The following is a 17534-nucleotide window of genomic DNA, read 5'->3' as shown; positions in this document are numbered from 1 at the left end:
TAGGATTTTAATTTGTTGCTAAACTGATGTGAGGCGATGTAGGCCTGGGATTTACGGTTATTGTAAAAGGCTGTCCCGGGCTTGTGCAGCCAGCCGCATTTTTTACAGTTAATATTCCGCTATAGCTGCCGGATGGTGTTTCGGGAGGAATAATTATATCGATGTCCCCGGCAGTCAGAACCGCTTCATTCACCGCGTTAAGCCCTGCCGCTTGCGCTGCCGGATCCCAGCTAATGGAGTATGTAACAGGTGATCCGCTCTCACCTGTATAGGAAATTGTGGCTGCTGTAGCTCCGCTGCAAACTTCCGGATTGGCAGCTAATGCTACTGCCGGCAATGGGTCTACCGTGATAGTCACCGGTGTGCGAACCGAGACAGCATCTGTACAGTTCTGCCGCTGAGCCTGAACATAGAAAATATGAGTGCCGGAAGTTAGTATGCCGGGATTGTATGTGGTTGTAGTAGCCAGCAGATTTCCGCCCGTCTCCGCATCGTACCAGCTGTAAGTGGTACAGCTTTGAGTACCTGTTACTGATAATGCTACAGAAGCGCCCTCGCAGATAGCTTTAGCAGTAGCGACAACACCATTTATACCGGTAACCGGATCGGGAATTACCCGTTTTACATTGTAGATGCGCAACCCGGATAATGCGTTGGTGATCCCACCCATAGCTATTTCAACCCGGTCAAAAGCCCCCGTAACCGGCGCTGCAAGCACATACTTATTCCCGGCGCCGGCCAGCAAACGCAGGTTCAGGCCAATACTGTTCTTGTCTAAAGGCGGGCCCACGGCTGTGTTCCCGAGATACGGTTGTATGGTGAAACCTGTTAAAAGCGACAGATCAAGCAATGACGCTCCCGGATCCTGCAATACAATACGCACCGAATCGCCGGGTTGGGATGAATTACTGAACAACACCGTTTCATATACTTTGCTGAGCACCTGTGCCCCGGTACTTAACAGTGCAAACGTAGTATTTGACGGATCTGCATCTACAGCATTCCACGGATTGGTGACCGAACCGGTTGCATTTGCAATGGCAACAGCTCCCGCCTTTACTCCGCTCAAAACATCGATTGCTTCGCCGCAGCTTACCGGATCAGGGTTATCTTCCAGGATATACGCATGAAAAATACTGGCAGACAATGCTACACTTAATGCATTGCCCGATAGTTTTATATAAACCCCGTTGTAAGCCTGTGCCGGGGTAAAGGTGATCTCCGCTTCGCCGGCGCCATTTAATACACTGGCCAGGCTGGTTCCGGTATAGGCTACCGTTTTATTGCCCGAATTATAGCCTGAATAATTTCCGCTGCCCGGAAGCCAGGGCCAGCTTTCAGATACGGATGTTAGGTTAGTGAATGTACCAATCTCTATTCCACCTAATAGATCTAACGCACTAACCGGAAGCGACATTTTCACGGTAACCGGTGTGTTAGCCGCAATAAGCCGTTTGTTAGCATGCGTACCATCGGTGGTAAATTCAAGGAATTGGGTTACGGAAGCCAAACCTGCCAGGCCTAAATTAACAGTCAATGTTGATGCGTTCTCCGGATCTTTATTAACCGCATTTTCAGCATGGGTTATTGAACCACCAAATACCGGTTTCCCTAATGCACCAAGTCCTGTACGATATACTCCCTGAAAGCTGGCATAGGTACGTGACCGGCTAATGCACTGTGCGTACATCCCTTCCGGGATAACCAGCATAATTATCCCAATTACATAATACCCAAAACGAAACATCTGCATTTCCCTTAAGCGCTTCAAACGTTCATCCTGCAATAGAATAACTGAAAAAACAGCCTTTAACCGGCCTCCTGAATAGCCAATATAGTTACATCCATGCTCCATTAATGCTGGCAAAAAAGCAACAGGGAAGGTTTATGTTTATTAAACAGCTCTGCCCACCAGAACCGGTATTGCCGCGGGTAAATAATACGTTGCTGGTATTGGCGCACCGGTAAGTTTTCAAGGTACAACAGCTTACGCATTACCTTACGGGAATGGCTGATAATAGCATCGGATTTTTCACTGTACCCAAATGCTGCACTTATTTCGCGATTGGTTTTGGCCGATTGGATGATCTCCTGGAATATATCGATATACAAACCTGAAAACCGGCGTGACCGACATACCTGCTGAACAGTTGTATTCTCCATCATCGCATTATTCCTGATCATTTATTGAACAAGCTGAAAAATGCCTAACCTGGATGCAATGACAATAAGCACCAGGCCATCTATCAGCAGGTTAATGTACACTGATTCCCAGATGACCTTTTGTTGCCAGCGATGACTTACCGCATATTTCCAGAACAGCCAGGTTATCATTCGTTATTTTTTAGTCACTTTAAATTCTGTACGCCTGTTCTTCTGCCTGCCTTCGGGATTATCTTTACCGTTCGGCAGGGTATTCGGGGCAATGGGGCGGCTTTCGCCATATCCTTTGCTGGTTAACCGTGCCGGCGAAATACCTTTTGAAACCAGGTAATCTACACAGGCTTGCGCCCGCCGCTGCGACAGATCAAGATTATACGCCTCCGTTCCTTTACTGTCTGTGTGTGCGCCAAGCTCAATTTCTATAGCCGGGTTGTCATTCATCAGGGTAACCAGACCGTCCAGAACGAGCTTCGATGAATCTCTCAGGTTTGCGCTGTCGTAATCGTAAAAAATGTCTTCAATTACTATCGGCTTATCAATTTTAAAGGCTACCAGGCACAGGTTAGGGTTTAACAGGGTATCGCTTTTGGTAAGCTGCTCTGTAGTGTAGCGAACAACTTTTGTAAAATAGTTATCTTTCTCTGCCGTGATGGTTACCGGCCGCCGTGATGTTAATTTGAAATGATATTCTCCGCTGGCATCAATTACCTGCTTTTCGGTATGCAATGAATCGCTCAGGGTTATCGTAGCGCCATTCAGCGGCTCGTGCGTATTGCAATCTATCAATGTGCCTTTAATGTGGATATATTCCTTTTTAAGATAGAACAGCTCCAGGCAGCATGCCGATTCGCGGTCTGAACTGATGTAACCTTCCGAAGCGGCATTGTTTAACGGCGAAAAATACAGATCGTCACGTGATGAATTGAACGGATATCCTAAATTTTGCGGCTCGCTCCATTCGGCCATATCGCCTTCGCTTTCAAAGAAATCAAATCCGCCAAGGCCAACCCTACCGTTACTACTAAACAACAGCTTTTTGGTCGTGCTGTTGTAAAATGCGGCTTCCTCATCGGCAGGTGTATTAATTACCGAACCCATGTTTACCGCCTGTCCTACGGTTCCGTCGCTGCGTATGGGGCAATACCAGAGATCAAATTTACCTAAACCGCCCGGCCTGTCGGATGAAAATATGAGGTACCGGCCATCGGTGGAAACACTGGGCTGCATGGCGTTAAACCCTTTAATATTTACCTGCATACCCAGCATTTGGGGCTCAGACCAGCCATCCTGCGTTTTTGATGCCGAGTAGATAGCGTAGTTCTTTTCATCGCCTTTGCCTGTCCATCCTGTAAAGTAAATGGTGTTTCCGGATGCCGATATGGCCGGAGCAGCCGTTTGCATATTCTTATCAAAGCTGATGCGTTTCAACTCATGCTTTTCAGAAAGCGGATCGCCTGTTATGGAGTAAATAGAGTTGACGTACGGCGTTTCTTTCTGAGCTACCTTGTAATTGGTGTTCTTGCCTTCTAACACATATTTCTTACCGCTAACCGGAACCGGCCTTGACGATGTAAAGTAAAAGGCATCGTTGCTTTGCACCGACGCATAGTTTGAGCCTGCCAGGTTAACATCCTTTGGCAGCTTGCTTAACAAAACCAAACGCGGATACCGCATTTCTCTCAACGCAAAACGGCATGATTCCCTATCCTGTCTGGCTTGTTTCATGTATTCATCCTGTTCCCGATATTTTTCAATAAAAGCAGTAAAAGCCGTTATAGCTTCTTCAAATTTCTGGTTTGCACGCAGGCTTTCTGCATACCAGAAAGGCGCCAGCGCATATTCCTTTTCAGGGAAATCCTTTGCTATGGCATACCATTTTTCGGCATCGGGGAAATCGCGGTATAAACGCAGCGATTCAGCCAGCCGGAACACGAGGTACTTGCGGTCTTCGCTGTTTTTTTTATCCTCACCGAGCCTCTTTTCAAAGCCATAAGGCACAACAAAGCCCACGCTGTCCGGGGAGATTTGCAATGCCTTTTTATAGTAATCTGCGGCAGCATAATATTCCTTATTCTGAAAATACACATCGGCCGCACGTTTATAATTGGGCACATATTGCGCCTTGGCCATTACCGCGGTACATATTAAAATACTGAAGATATTAAGTGCTTTCATGCTGTTTATGTCGTCTGTAAAACTGTTCTTGTGAATAATCTCCGTAAGCAAGGCTAATCCTGCCAGCATTTACAACCTGGGGCAGAAAAAGTTAGGGCCAATAAGTCCGCGACGGCTGGTAAATGTTAACGATAATTCAAACCCGCCCTTATTATTGGAGATACGTTGTATGGATGATGTGTTTACATCGTAGCTTAAACCAATTACCAGGCTTTTGATATGTACGCCCAGAAACGCGATGGCTGCATCGTCAAAACGGTAATTCGAGCCAAACAGCAAGTCTGATTCTGTATTAAGCATCAGTTGTGCGTACACGCCCGCAGCTACTTCATGGGCATTGCCCTGGCGCAGGTACAAGGCGTTGGGTGTAAGATCAAGCACATCCGAAACACGTACGCGGGCGCCGCCGTGTGCCGCGTAGCGTATGGGCGTATGCTGGTTATTACCTAAAAATTTATCAACCGGCCGCGTAAGGTGCGATGCGCTGACACCGGCAAAGGCGTTAACCCGCTGGTCGGGATTTCCGTCAAAGTACATGATACCGGCTCCGACATCGGGCATTAGTGCGGATGTCGATTCAAACGTTTCATCCATAGGCAATCCTGAATTAATGCCCGAAACGGGATCATACTGGCTGCCCAGGGTGATTTTAGAGGCATCAAAACTTTTATTCAGTATGCCGGCCTGCACACCGAAGTTGATCATATTCAATCCCTGCTTACCAAAACGTATGCGGTAGGCTCCCGACAATAAAGCGTTCAGGTAATTGTAATCCACATCGCCGGCGGTTTGGTCAAGCACGGTAACACCAAATGCAAATTGCTTTACGGGCGCCATATCAAATGATGCACCTCCGGTTAAATATGAATTATTTACCGTTCCCCATTGCTGCTTGGCATTCACGGCAATGCGGTAATCGCCATCGATAACGCCGGTAAGGGCAGGGTTTAACCACATCGGGTAAGCATAATATTGTGAGAAATGCGGATCAACCTGCGCCTTAACCTGAACGGCTATGCACTGAACAACAATCGCCGCAATAAGTATCCTGACTATTTTCATTGGTATAATTTTTTTGTTTTTTTATATGAGGGTATCTAAAAAGTCTACTATAGTCATCCTGAGCCTGTCGAAGGATTAGTTCATTGTGGCTACAACGCTTCCCCCGGGAATTCGGGGTCAGCGTGACTATAAATTGCTAGTGCTGCTGACTTTTTAGACACCTTCTCCTGAGCCATTTTTGTTTATTCCTTCGCTTTAGCGGATCAATGTAACTGTACCTTTTTTCAGTCCGCTGGTTCCATCCTTAAAGGTTACCTCAACATAGTACACATACACGCCGGTGGGTTGTACCTGACCTTTGAAAGTACCATCCCAGCCATCGGCTTGTGACAGCGATTCGTAGATCAATTGTCCCCACTGGTTATAGATCCTGAACCGTTGCTTTGCAATGGTATTGCCATACACATACAGGATATCGTTCTTTCCATCGTTATTCGGCGTAAACGTGTTCGGAACAAATATTTGGTTACCTAACGGATTTGCCGATGTACCTTTTACAGGTGCAGAAGCCGGGCTGGTTTGGCAGGCAAGCTGTCCCTTGGCCCGTACCAGTATGGTCACATCAACATCGGGCTTTAAGCCACTCACCGTGTGAGATAAACCGGCCGGCCCGCTATCCGGCTGCTGCCAGGTTGTGCCGTTATCGATGGAGATCTCATAAGCTGTTGCACCGGCAATGGCATTCCATGCAAAGGTTACACTGCCTGCCGTTACGCTTTGTACAGTAACTACCGGTGCAGCAAGTTCCGGCAATACGGTAACTGTTGCGGCTGTACGTGCAACGCTGATGCAGCCCCCGGTTTTCGATACACTTTCTACGTAGAAGGTAGTGGTTGCCTGCAATGCTTCCGAAGTAAATACAGGGCCTTCGCCAAGTGCCGTACCGCCCGAAGAAACATCATACCAGCGGTAGGTTAGCGATGCACCGGGATTATCTACCGATAAGGTTGCTTTGCTTCCCCCGCATAACGGAATGTCTGCAACGGTAACGGAAGCGGGCGCAACCGGCGGAGCCAATACATTAACTTTTACTTCTGTTCTGCCGCTCACGCATGATGATGCAGAAACAGCTTCTACAAAGAAGGAGGTATTGGCCGTAACCGGCGTGGTTGTAAAGCTTGCCCCTGCACCTGCCGGTGTGCCACCCGAAGCAACGGTGTACCATTTGTAGGTAACATCGCTTTGCGGATTTGCCACAGACAATGTTGCCTGCGACCCGGAACACACGTCTACAGATGCTGCGGTAACTGCCGGCGTACCAGGTATCGTGTTTACTTTAAATGTGATGGTTTTCCGGTTTGCTTCGGGAGTTTCGCAGTAACCATCGGCGCTTACACCTACGGAATAGGTGTAGGTGTTACCCGCAATGGTAGCCACCGTAAATACGCCTGTTGTATTGCTTGAAACCAGGTTGGTTCCGTTATACAGGTAAAATATCGGGTTAGTTAACCCGGCTGCTGATGTGCTGATCTGTACGCTGGTTGACGATACGCAAATATCTCCGCCAGGGCCACCGTTCACCATCAGATCGGCTACTGTGGTTACATCGCAGCCTACGGCAATATCGGCCTGGGTGGTTTTTTGAATGGTATTATAGGTAATTGTTGCCGTGTTGGAAATAACCGACGTACCGCCCAGGTTATGCTGAACAGTAACTTTAAAACTTACCGTTGCGGAAGCTCCCACCGCCAACGATGGAATGGTAAAGTTCACCGTATTGGTTCCGGCATCAAGCGAGCCGCCATTTTCTGCCGACGCAAAGGTGGTTTTGGCAGGAACAGGATCGGTTACACTGATGTTGCTAAGCTGCATATTTCCTGCATTGGTTACCGTAATAGTGTAGGTTAATACATCATCCGGGTGTGCTTTACCATCGGGGTTGGTTGATGCAACCGAACTGGTTACCGTAAAATCAGATCTCTGATCGGTTGGCGTTGGCGGCACTTCCGGATTCTGCGGATGGCCCGGATCGTCCGGATCGGTTACGGTAGCTTTATTGCCAATGGAAGCAAAATTAGTCAGGTCATCAGCTACTTTAACCCGGAAGCTTACCGGCAGACTTTGCCCTACCGGAACATCTACCGTCCAGTTCAATACTCCGGCAGTTAATGTCCCGCCGTTATTGGCGCTGGCATCTATATATGTAGTTCCGGCCGGTATCTGATCGCTGATAGCGATACCGGTAAGCGCAACATTACCCGTATTTTGTATTGTAATGGTGTAGGTTAGTTCGGATCCGGCCTCAATCTTACCATCGGTATTCAAACCACTTACGGTTTTGGTACTGGTAAATTTCCGTTGCTGATCGGTTGGTGTTGGCGGAACTTCCGGATTCTGTGGATTGCCCGGATCAGCCGGATCGGTTATAGTAGCTTTATTGCCAATGGATGGGATGCCCGTTAAATCATCCGGCACGGTTACCCGGAAACTTACCGATTTGCTTTGTCCTACCGGAACATCCACTGTCCAGGAAAGAACTCCGGCTGTAAGCACACCGCCATTATCGGCCGATCCGTCCACATAAATGGTGTTGGCCGGGATCGGGTCGGTTACCGACAGACCTGCTAAGGAAACATTTCCGGTATTTTGAATGGTGATGGTATAGGTCAGCTCAGAACCGGCATCGATCTTACCATCGGTATTCAAACCGCTTACGGTTTTGGTGCTGGTAAATGTCCGCTGCTGATCGGTAGGTGTTGGCGGTACTTCCGGGTTTTGCGGATTGCCCGGATCAGCCGGATCGGTTATCGTTGCTTTATTCCCGATAGACGGAATACCTGTTAAATCGCCGGGAACCGTAACCCGGAAGCTTACCGATCTGCTCTGCCCTACGGGAACATCTACTGTCCAGTTCAGCACACCGGCCGTTAATGTGCCGCCATTATCGGCCGATGCATCTACATACGTAGTATTCGCCGGGATCGGGTCGGCTACGGTTATCCCCGTAAGGGCAACGTTACCGGTATTTTGTATGGTGATGGTATAGGTTAATTCGGATCCGGCCGTGATCTTACCGTTTGCATCTAAACCGCTTACGGTTTTGGTGCTGGTAAATGTCCGCTGCTGATCGGTCGGCGTTGGCGGAACTTCCGGGTTTTGCGGATTGCCGGGATCGGCCGGATTAGTTACGGTAGCTGTATTGCCAATGGCAGCCAGCCCGGTCAGATCATCGGTTACTTTTACCTGGAAGCTTACGGCCTTGTTATCTCCGGCAGGGACATCAATCGTCCAGTTCAATGTACTGCCGGTTAAAGCGCCGCCGTTATCGGCCGAGGCAGCTACATACGTGGTTCCGGCCGGGATCTGGTCGCTGATGGTAATGCCCGTTAACGTTGTTGAACCGGTATTGCTTACCGTTATGGTGTACGTCAGCGTTGAGCCGGCCTCGATCTTGCCATCGGCATTTAAGCCGCTAACGGTTTTGGTGCTGCCAAAGCCTGCCACCTGTATGGTAACCGGCACACTGACAACAGAAGCACATCCGCCGGCACCAAAAGCAATTACCGTATATACGCCGGCGTCGGCGCTTGTTACATTACTCCTGGTTAACGTTGCTGCTGTTTCGCCCGAAAGCGGATTGCCATCTTTATACCATTGGAAGGCTGTTGCTCCGGCCGAGGTTGCCTCTAACTGCAAGGTTCCGCCGGTGCCGATGATCTGTGTTCCCGAAAGGTTTAGTGCAGGCTGCGGTGTAGTATTTACCGTTACGGTCACTTCTTTCAGATCGCCGGCAACATTCTCGCAAACACCTGTGCCCTGTACGCTCACATAGTAGCTTTTGGTGGCGGTTAAGCCGGATATATTCAGCGAGCCGTCGGCATTTAAGGTATAGGTTACCCCGTCTGTAGTGCCGCTGGTTACCGGCAAGGTTTTAGCCTGGTCAAAATACCAGGTGAATACTGGATTACTGATGCTTCCGGCTGTTGTTAGCGAAGGCGCTGCCAGCGTGGCGGTCTGTCCCGGGCAAACGCTTGTTCCCGGAGCGGTTATTTGTGCTGCTGTAGCTGCCGGGGTAACGATGATGGTTACCTTTGTACGGCCCGATGCGGGATCGGTACATCCGTTTCTGTATACGGCAACATAAAAATCATGACTTCCTGCCGCCAGCCCGGTGGGAGAAAACAATGTGCCATTTGCCGAAACGCCGTTGGTTACTTCACTGCCACCGGTTTCGGCATCAAACCACTTATAGACAGCGTCGGTCTCCGGGTTGGTTATGGATATATCGAGCGCTATACCCTGGCATACGGTCAAGGTATTACCTGATAGGCCCGGCGCCTGTATAACGGGACTGGGTGCAATCCGGCCCATCTCGTACACGTATAACCCGCTCAATGCATTGACCAGGCCTTCGCCCAACGATAGTTGTATCCTGTTAAAGGCTTTATTTACCGGATAGGTCAATACATATTTATTGCCCGAACCGCCTAACAGGCTTAAATGGAGAAATGAGGATTGCAATGCAAGGGCGCCGTTATCGGTATTGTCTTTATAGGTACGTACGGTAAAATTAGAGGCTAATAAGGTAGCATCTAATAAACCGGTGCCTTGCGGCTGAATAACCAACCGTATAGAATCGCCGGCTTTTGATAATGAGGGATATACGGCTGTAAGAAAGGTTTTATTTAAAGCGCTGACATTGGCACGAAGCAATGCCGAAGAATTTTCATTTCCATCAATGGCATTACCCGGATTTTCTACCGGGTTAAGGCTGCCGGCAAGGTTACCGGTAGAGCCATACAACAGGTCAATGGGGGCATTACATACCACGCCGGTAGCGGGTTTGGTAAAATAAGCATGGTATACTTTTGCTGATGCTAATACTCCCGCGGATAAAATATCCCCGGTTCCACCGAGCTTTATTTTTACACCATCGTAAGCAACAGTTGGCGTAATGGTAAACTCTACCTGGTTTTCACCGCCCAGCAGGTTTACCAGGCTGGATGCTTTGTAAACCGGCCCAACCTCATTACCATTGCCATTATTGCTGGTAGCGGCGCCGTTCACGGCCTGCACCGTTAAACCGTCTAATGCTGACAGCACGTTGCCGCCTATACCCAGCTTTATGGTAAGTGGAACACCTGCCGAAGGTTTATCGGCACCGGTAAAGCGTAAACGTAGGGCTGCCTGACCTCCAATATTTGCACCGAGCACATTTACAACCGTTGAATTAAGCGTAGCGGCATTTTGGGGATTACCATCCACGGCCTGTCCTTCATTTTCAACATACCCGGCTTTAATGATCAGAAGATAATCGTCTGCGCTTTTTTGGGCAGAATTGGCATAAACGCGTTGCACAGGTTGCTGCGCATACGATGTTAAACACAAAAACGTTAATGCTAATAGTAATAAGTTAAAACTAAAAATGGGGCATCGTTTTTGTTTTTCCGCAGGAGTATAGGTTAATGTCATATTAAATAAATTGAGCTTAAAAGACAATTATTGCTCAATATTATTAATATGTATTTCTTCAAACGTTATTCAACTTATTCAGTTGCACGTGTCCGTCCAACTTTTCATTCATTTTATTCAAAAATTAATTTAAAGAGTTTATCATAAAACCTATTATGTGAACAACCGATATAAATAAAACCCTAACAACCAATTAGTCAATCCATCTATTATTTCATGTTCAGTTTATTCATTTTGTTCATTGCATAACCTTTCATTGCCATTACCGTATTATTAATTCGTATTTTCCTTAAAAAATAAACCGAGTGACCTAATAGTTAATTACCATGCCGAAACTTAGCCCTTCACACTTAGATCAATTAAAGAAATTAGTACAATTTAAAGCCGGAATTAAGATAGTCACACCTGCCGACTGCAAAACCATCGCCATGGAAATAAGCAGAAAGGTTCATAAGAGCATCAGCGAAACCACTATAAAACGCCTGTATGGTTTTGCCGATGCAAAGCATCAGTTCTCGGTTTTTACCATATCCGTGCTATGTGAATTTATAGATGTGGAAAGCTGGGAAGAATTTTGTACAACAGAAACTTTAGCATCGGTAAGCATACAGCCTGGCAAATGGGAGGCGGTACAGCAACGGGCGCAATCTATTACTGATTTTACCCTGAAAACTATTCAGAACCGTTCGGGAATTCCTTACAATTTAACGGTTAGCAGGCAGTTTGCCGAACGTGATATCGATTATTTTTTAAAGAGTAACTATAGTTTTACCTGCTTTATATCACAACCGGGCTATGGAAAAACCATCCTGTTAAGCCATTTGGTAGAAAACCTGTTTCGGGGCAACGATGCTCCCCATGCAAATTCCATTATCCTGTTTGTAAATGCCAATATGCTTTCAAATGCCGATAATGTAACCCTGGATATTGAAAGCTGGATTAATGAACAGCTCGGGTTCAGCATAAACCAAAGCTTTATCGATTATTTCAATCAGCATCCTGATGAATGTCGCGGAAAAATTGTACTTATTATGGATGGGTTTGATGAGATTTTGTTCAGGAAAGACCAGATCAGCCATCTTTTTGATAGCTTAACCAATTTTATCTGCGCTAACGATAGTAACAAATGGTTAAAAATAATACTGAGCATGCGGTCTATTACCTGGATAACGTTTTACGACCGTATACGGCATTCGGCCTACCTAAAATCGCAGTGGTTTTGCGGTAATTACTTCCAGCTGGATGATTTTTCAAACGTTCCGCCTCTTACAGATAAAGAGATCACCCAGATCGTTACCAAAATTGACCATGTGGAATTGGATAAGATCAATCCCAAGCTTTGGTCGCAGTTTAAATATCCTTTTTATATCCAGCTTTATTACCAGCTAAAAGAAGAGAACCGCGATTTTGATTACCACGCAAATCTGAGCTATTATGAGCTCATATCACGGTTTGTGCGACAGAAAATCTACCTGTCTAAAAATTATACTGAAAAGCTCATCCTGCTAAAGCGGATCATCCAGATCACAGACTATGCTAAAAAAGGTAACCTGATATACAAGGAATCTATTTTGCAGGAAATAACCATGCTGAAAAATGCTTATGAGCAGTTGCTGGTAGATGGCATCCTGCTGGAAGAAAAGCATTTTGAAAGCACGCACCCACGGGAGATCATCCGCTTTATTCATCCCAATATATTCGAGTATTTTTTGTTCATAGAAATATTAGAAAAATTCGACCGCAGGGTTAATGCGCAATTATTTAACTATATCAATATGGAATATGAGATGGCGCAGGTACGGCTCCATCTGCTGCAATGGGCCATCAGGTACACGGTAATGAATAATGATTTAAAACCGCTTACCGGGATCTTAAATCTTCATATTACCCTGAACGAAAAAAATTACATCATACTTTTTATTGCAGAAACCCTGAAAAGCAATAAAATAAAGCAAAAGCCGGAAATGGTAGCAACCATACGGCAGTTACATCAGGCTTTTATCAATGAGCTGGTGCACTTTGATTTTATGGATCCCTGTTATAAAGAGGCCATTTACTCGCTGCTCAGCCTTACAGAACATGAGGATGAAGCCATCATTTACCATTTTATTTTGGTGATCATTGCCACTCTGGAATGCGATAAAAAGCAAATTGAAACAGAATTTGAGTATTTAAGCAAGGTTAAACCTCCTCAGGATAGCTGGCTGGCTTATCCGCTTAAAGCACTTTGTTTGATCTATCGCAAGATTTCTGATATACCTGTTTCTAATAGGGAATTAACGGATAGCATCAAAACATTAAAAGAATTTTCCGGATTATTTACATCCCGGACAACCGATAATATTGCGCCTGAACAGATTATTACTTATGTATTCATAACACTTGTGAATATATTTTATGGAGACAAAGCATCAGCATTAAATATTATCATGGCGATACGTGAGATTCACCCGCAGCTTTTTTATAAGCGTTCAAGCTTTTCTATTTATATGCTTACCCTGCTGGGGATAGCATGCGCCCGTCTTAACCAGAATGAATCTGCCGAAAAAATTGCAAAAACGCTTACAGCCATCAGAACCAACTACGAAGGGTACACATTTACCAATTATGCCAAAGCCATGTTACTGATACTAAAGGCCGAACTGAATAAGAACAAGGAAAACTTTACCCAAAGCATTCAGGATGCGCTGGAGGGTATTAAAATTTTTAAGGAAAACGGGATTGTTCTCAACCAGATCATACTCTATTACCTGCTAATTGATATTTATACCATGCTGGGCGATAATGATAAACTGGCTGAAAGCCGGTATCAGCTACAGCTTCTGGCAGAAGAAGAAAATATCTCGCTGGACTATCTTATTTCGCCTGCATACCGGGGAACAAAGAAAGAAATATATACCAATTTGTGACTGTACGGAAGATTAACGGGTCTACCGCAGCGAAACAAAGTCCTTACCTGTTTTTGTTCCTAACGAAACATCCACGTGCTCTTTTAAAACGGTAGCCAGCGCAATACCAGTAAAATCGGTGGTTACCGGGAAAACACGGTGGCTACGGTCTACCATAACCATAGTGCGCAGCTTTTTAAGTGGTATATCCAGGAAAACGCCCAATCCGTAAGCCAGCGTACGACCGCTGTTCAGCACATCATCAGCCAGCACCACTACCTTATTGGCGCATTGCTCAATATCAATATCTGTTTTAGCCTTTAGATGAGTACTGTCTTTATCAAGCTCTATTTTCATCAGGATAACCCTGATACCCGAAATTTTTTCGAGCACCTGCGTTACCCGCTGTGCCAGCACATAACCGCAATCGGCAATGCCGGCCATGACCAGCTCTTTTTCAGTAAGATTATCTTCCCAAATCTGGTAGGCCATGCGGTCTATACGCTGCTGCACCTGCTTGTTATTGAGTATGAGTACGTTTTTATCGGCCATGTTACTAAATTACTGTTAATTCAAAGTCAGCCTTAAAAGGTGAGCGCTTTGCAGCTTTTTAATTTTTAATTTTGACTTTTTACTTTAACCTGTATACGGGTAAAACACAAAATTAGCGCCTTCGGGTACAATTACAAATAGGCACATGTATTTGTGGGCGCTTTTGTAATGTTTAATAAAGAGCTCTTTTTTATCCTCGTGTATAATATTGCGCTCTACAAATTCCTCCAGGGTTGAAACCTGGATGGTCCACTCGGTGTTCAGTTCGTTTCTGTCCAGAATAACTTCACCGATATTTACTTCATGCTGGTGAGCAATGAAAATGGGATATGCCGAAATGCCTTCGACCATAATTTCTACGGCCACTTCTTTCATAGAGTCGCTGTAAAATTTCAGGTCTGTTTCAAGGCTTTTTAACGGACTTGCTTTCTGTTGTCCGTCACCGCTGTTTTCCTGGTTTAATAAATCCTGTAAGTCCATTTCAATTCTGTTCAACCATCCGCAAAGTTAACAATACTACATTTTCTACGTGCTGGGTATGCGGAAACATATCTACAGGGCGAATGCGTTTTACGTCGTATTTTTCTTTCAGCAACGCAATATCGCGGGCCTGCGTAGCAGCATTGCAACTTACGTAAACTATCTTTGGCGCTTCCATTTCCAGCAAACGGCTAACCACATCGGCATGCATACCGGCCCGCGGCGGGTCGGTAATAACTACGTCGGGTTTACCGTGCTGATTCATAAACCCGGCGGTAAGCACATCTTTCATATCCCCGGCATAAAATTCGGTATTGTCGATATGATTAATAGTCGAGTTGATTTTGGCGTCTTCGATAGCGCTTGGAACGTACTCTACCCCAATTACTTTCTTTACCGACCGGGCTACAAAGTTGGCAATGGTTCCGGCTCCGGTGTACAAATCATAGACCAGTTCGTTACCGGTAAAGCCGGCAAAATCATGGGCTATTTTGTACAGCTCATGCGCCTGCCGGGAATTGGTTTGATAAAATGACTTAGGCCCGATCTTAAACCGCAGCCCCTGCATTTCTTCAAAAATATGATCGCGACCGGCATATACATGAATTTCCTGGTCAAAAATGGTGTCGTTCTTTTTCTGGTTGCAGATGTAGAGCAACGAGGTAATTTGCGGAAACTCCTGTTTTACATACTCCATCAAGTCGTTGATCAGTTCATCATCCGCATAAGCGAAAACCACGATCACCATAAGCTCACCGGTTGAGCTGGTGCGGATGATCAGGTTGCGAAGCGCACCTTCGTGATTACGCAAATCGTAAAACGAAAGTTGATTAACCAACGCATATTGCCTTATTTTATTACGGATTTCGTTTGAAGGGTCAGCCTGCAGCCAGCATTTCTCAATATCGAGTATTTTATCGAACCGCAGCGGCACATGAAAACCGAGCGCATTCATATCGATACTATCCGGAGTTATATCATCGGCACCGGTTAGCCAGCGCTTATTCGAGAATGTAAATTCGAGCTTATTACGATAGAATTGCGTTTCGGCAGACGGCAGAATCGGTTCAAGCCCGGTAAGGTCTGTTTTGGCTAAACGGGTCAAGGCATCGGTTACGCTTTTCTGCTTGTACTGTAACTGTGCACCGTAAGTCATGTGCTGCCATTTGCAGCCACCGCATACGCCAAAATGCTGGCAAAAGGGCTCTGTACGGTGTGACGATAATCGTTTGAAGCCTGTAATTTTTGCTTCCGCGAAGTTCTTCTTCTTGCGATATACCGATACATCAACCATATCGCCGGGAACACCCTTATCAATAAACAGCACCAGGTCGCTGGCTTTACCTACGCCCTTACCTTCTTCGGCAATATCAATAATCTCTACGTCAGGAATAAGCGTTTCGGAACCGCAGTTTCTTCTCATGGATGGCAAAAATACGCCAATTTTAGGGAATTTATAAACTGGCTTTAAAGGCTTGCCTTTTTACAGCAGTTCAACCAATTGCTCAAGCTTCATACTTCGCGAACCTTTTAAGAGAATGGTGTAATTTTCCAGTGGATGTTGCTTCAGGGCTGCATAAGCATCGGCCGTGGTCAGGTAAAAATCTCCTGCAAAGCGATGGCGTAGCTCATAAAACTCCTTACCAACAAAAATGCGCTTATCTAAGTCCAGGCTTGCCGCACGTTGCACTACAGCCTGGTGCTCCTGCGCTGCCTCAGCGCCCAGCTCAAACATATCGCCTAAAATTACGGCCTTATGTTCTGCCTTCAAGGCAGCCAGGTTTTCCAGAGCTACAGCCATGCTGCTGGGATTGGCGTTGTAATAGTCGCAAACCAACACATTATGCCCGGTTTGGGTAATCTGCGAGCGATTATTGGTTGGCCGGTAGGCCGCTACTCCCCGGTTAACCTGCTCAGGTGGAAGCTCAAAAAAACTGCCGATGCAAATGGCGGCAAGCACATTTTCAAAATTATAGGTTCCCGTAAGGTTTGACTGCGCTTCATGCAACGTACCATCTGGATGCTTCCAATGTACCCGTAGAAAATTATCAATAATATCAAAACTGCCACTTACAACATTATCCGTACCCGTGCCGTAGTAAATCCTGTTCTGCAATGCCGCAAGGTTACTCATGGCTATCAGCTCCGTATTATCGTGATTAATAAAGGCAATGCCGCGGGTTTGGGCAAGATGCCTGTATAATTCGCCTTTGGTGCGTTTCACGCCTTCATATCCGCCAAAACCTTCCAGGTGCGCCTTGCCAACATTGGTAATAATGCCATGTGTTGGCCGGGCAATGTTGCAAAGAAATTCAATTTCACCGGGATGATTGGCCCCCATCTCGATAACAGCTATTTCAATATCCCGGCCAACAGCTAACAAGGTAAGCGGAACACCAATATGGTTATTCAGGTTGCCCTGTGTAGCATAGGTGGTATATTTCTGGCTTAAAACTGCGTTGATCAGCTCTTTGGTTGTGGTTTTCCCATTTGTGCCGGTGATACCGATTACCGGGATATTCAGCCTGTCGCGGTGGTATCGTGCTAATTGCTGTAAAGTAGTCAGCACATCATCTGCTAAGATAAAACGTTCGCCGGCCTGGCACTCAGCACGGTCAATGATCGCGTAAGCTGCCCCCAACGCTATGGCCTGACCGGCAAACTGGTTGGCATCAAAATTTTCGCCTTTTAAGGCAAAAAACAGGCATCCTTCAGTAATTTTCCGGGTGTCGGTGCAAATTACCGGGTATTGAGTGTACAGGCCGTAAAGCTGTTCGATTGTCATACTGCGAAAATAAAAGA

The 17534-nt window shown here is 46.1% G+C and carries 11 protein-coding genes; 1 reads left to right on the top strand and 10 read right to left on the bottom strand.

The genetic code is table 11. The features are described 5' to 3' along the window. Nucleotides 1–7: 7 nt before the first annotated feature. The 6 genes from FW774_RS15290 to FW774_RS15270 form a co-directional block, all read right to left on the bottom strand. Entirely contained in the window at nucleotides 8–1855 is a 1848-nt protein-coding gene (locus tag FW774_RS15290) for a hypothetical protein (RefSeq protein WP_149349083.1), read from the bottom strand. Next, on the bottom strand, nucleotides 1855–2184 hold the full coding sequence (locus FW774_RS15285; protein ID WP_149349082.1) for a hypothetical protein: 330 nt from the start codon (nucleotides 2182–2184) through the stop codon (nucleotides 1855–1857). The genes FW774_RS15290 and FW774_RS15285 overlap by 1 nt, the downstream gene beginning before the upstream one ends. Continuing rightward, nucleotides 2185–2334 carry a hypothetical protein gene (locus tag FW774_RS20460; protein WP_187774918.1) on the bottom strand — a complete coding sequence of 50 codons (150 nt, stop codon included), beginning with the start codon at nucleotides 2332–2334 and terminating at the stop codon, nucleotides 2185–2187. It abuts the gene before it with no gap. Between the two features lie 3 nt (nucleotides 2335–2337). Next, entirely contained in the window at nucleotides 2338–4338 is a 2001-nt protein-coding gene (locus tag FW774_RS15280; protein ID WP_149349081.1) for an OmpA family protein, read from the bottom strand. 69 nt (nucleotides 4339–4407) lie between these two features. Further along, nucleotides 4408–5400 (bottom strand): PorP/SprF family type IX secretion system membrane protein, encoded by a 993-nt coding sequence (locus FW774_RS15275; protein ID WP_149349080.1) that lies wholly within the window; start codon nucleotides 5398–5400, stop codon nucleotides 4408–4410. 195 nt (nucleotides 5401–5595) lie between these two features. Next, nucleotides 5596–10728: a gliding motility-associated C-terminal domain-containing protein gene (locus FW774_RS15270; protein ID WP_187774917.1), complete on the bottom strand. Its 5133-nt coding sequence runs from the start codon at nucleotides 10726–10728 to the stop codon at nucleotides 5596–5598. Between the two features lie 410 nt (nucleotides 10729–11138). Here FW774_RS15270 and FW774_RS15265 point away from each other — a divergent pair, with 410 nt between their 5' ends. Next, a complete protein-coding gene (locus FW774_RS15265; protein WP_149349078.1) occupies nucleotides 11139–13721 on the top strand; it encodes an NACHT domain-containing protein in 2583 nt (860 codons plus the stop codon). Between the two features lie 21 nt (nucleotides 13722–13742). Here the strand turns inward: FW774_RS15265 and FW774_RS15260 are convergent, their stop codons facing one another. The 4 genes from FW774_RS15260 to FW774_RS15245 form a co-directional block, all read right to left on the bottom strand. Then, nucleotides 13743–14252, bottom strand: coding sequence for a phosphoribosyltransferase family protein (locus FW774_RS15260; RefSeq protein ID WP_149349077.1), 510 nt, complete (start codon nucleotides 14250–14252; stop codon nucleotides 13743–13745). A gap of 84 nt (nucleotides 14253–14336) precedes the next feature. After that, complete coding sequence (locus FW774_RS15255) at nucleotides 14337–14732, bottom strand: hypothetical protein (protein ID WP_149349343.1); 396 nt, start codon at nucleotides 14730–14732, stop codon at nucleotides 14337–14339. A gap of 1 nt (nucleotide 14733) precedes the next feature. After that, a complete protein-coding gene (rlmD, locus tag FW774_RS15250; RefSeq protein WP_149349076.1) occupies nucleotides 14734–16155 on the bottom strand; it encodes a 23S rRNA (uracil(1939)-C(5))-methyltransferase RlmD in 1422 nt (473 codons plus the stop codon). 60 nt (nucleotides 16156–16215) lie between these two features. Continuing rightward, nucleotides 16216–17517 (bottom strand): UDP-N-acetylmuramoyl-tripeptide--D-alanyl-D-alanine ligase, encoded by a 1302-nt coding sequence (locus FW774_RS15245; RefSeq protein WP_149349075.1) that lies wholly within the window; start codon nucleotides 17515–17517, stop codon nucleotides 16216–16218. Between the last annotated feature and the right edge of the window lie 17 nt (nucleotides 17518–17534).

It is taken from the genome of Pedobacter sp. BS3 (assembly GCF_008274585.1).
GTDB lineage: Bacteria > Bacteroidota > Bacteroidia > Sphingobacteriales > Sphingobacteriaceae > Hufsiella_A.
The sequence above is the reverse complement of the archived record's forward strand: the minus strand, read 5'-3'. Positions and strand labels throughout refer to the sequence as shown.

What these genes read in the sequence shown, in the direction of transcription:
- FW774_RS15280 (WP_149349081.1), bottom strand. Translation starts at nt 4,338, where the DNA reads ATGAAAGCACTTAATATCTTCAGTATTTTAATATGTACCGCGGTAATG.
- FW774_RS15255 (WP_149349343.1), bottom strand. Translation starts at nt 14,732, where the DNA reads ATGGACTTACAGGATTTATTAAACCAGGAAAACAGCGGTGACGGACAA.
- FW774_RS15245 (WP_149349075.1), bottom strand. Translation starts at nt 17,517, where the DNA reads ATGACAATCGAACAGCTTTACGGCCTGTACACTCAATACCCGGTAATT.
- FW774_RS15275 (WP_149349080.1), bottom strand. Translation starts at nt 5,400, where the DNA reads ATGAAAATAGTCAGGATACTTATTGCGGCGATTGTTGTTCAGTGCATA.
- FW774_RS15290 (WP_149349083.1), bottom strand. Translation starts at nt 1,855, where the DNA reads ATGGAGCATGGATGTAACTATATTGGCTATTCAGGAGGCCGGTTAAAG.
- FW774_RS15285 (WP_149349082.1), bottom strand. Translation starts at nt 2,184, where the DNA reads ATGATCAGGAATAATGCGATGATGGAGAATACAACTGTTCAGCAGGTA.
- FW774_RS15260 (WP_149349077.1), bottom strand. Translation starts at nt 14,252, where the DNA reads ATGGCCGATAAAAACGTACTCATACTCAATAACAAGCAGGTGCAGCAG.
- FW774_RS20460 (WP_187774918.1), bottom strand. Translation starts at nt 2,334, where the DNA reads ATGATAACCTGGCTGTTCTGGAAATATGCGGTAAGTCATCGCTGGCAA.
- FW774_RS15265 (WP_149349078.1), top strand. Translation starts at nt 11,139, where the DNA reads ATGCCGAAACTTAGCCCTTCACACTTAGATCAATTAAAGAAATTAGTA.
- rlmD (WP_149349076.1), bottom strand. Translation starts at nt 16,155, where the DNA reads ATGAGAAGAAACTGCGGTTCCGAAACGCTTATTCCTGACGTAGAGATT.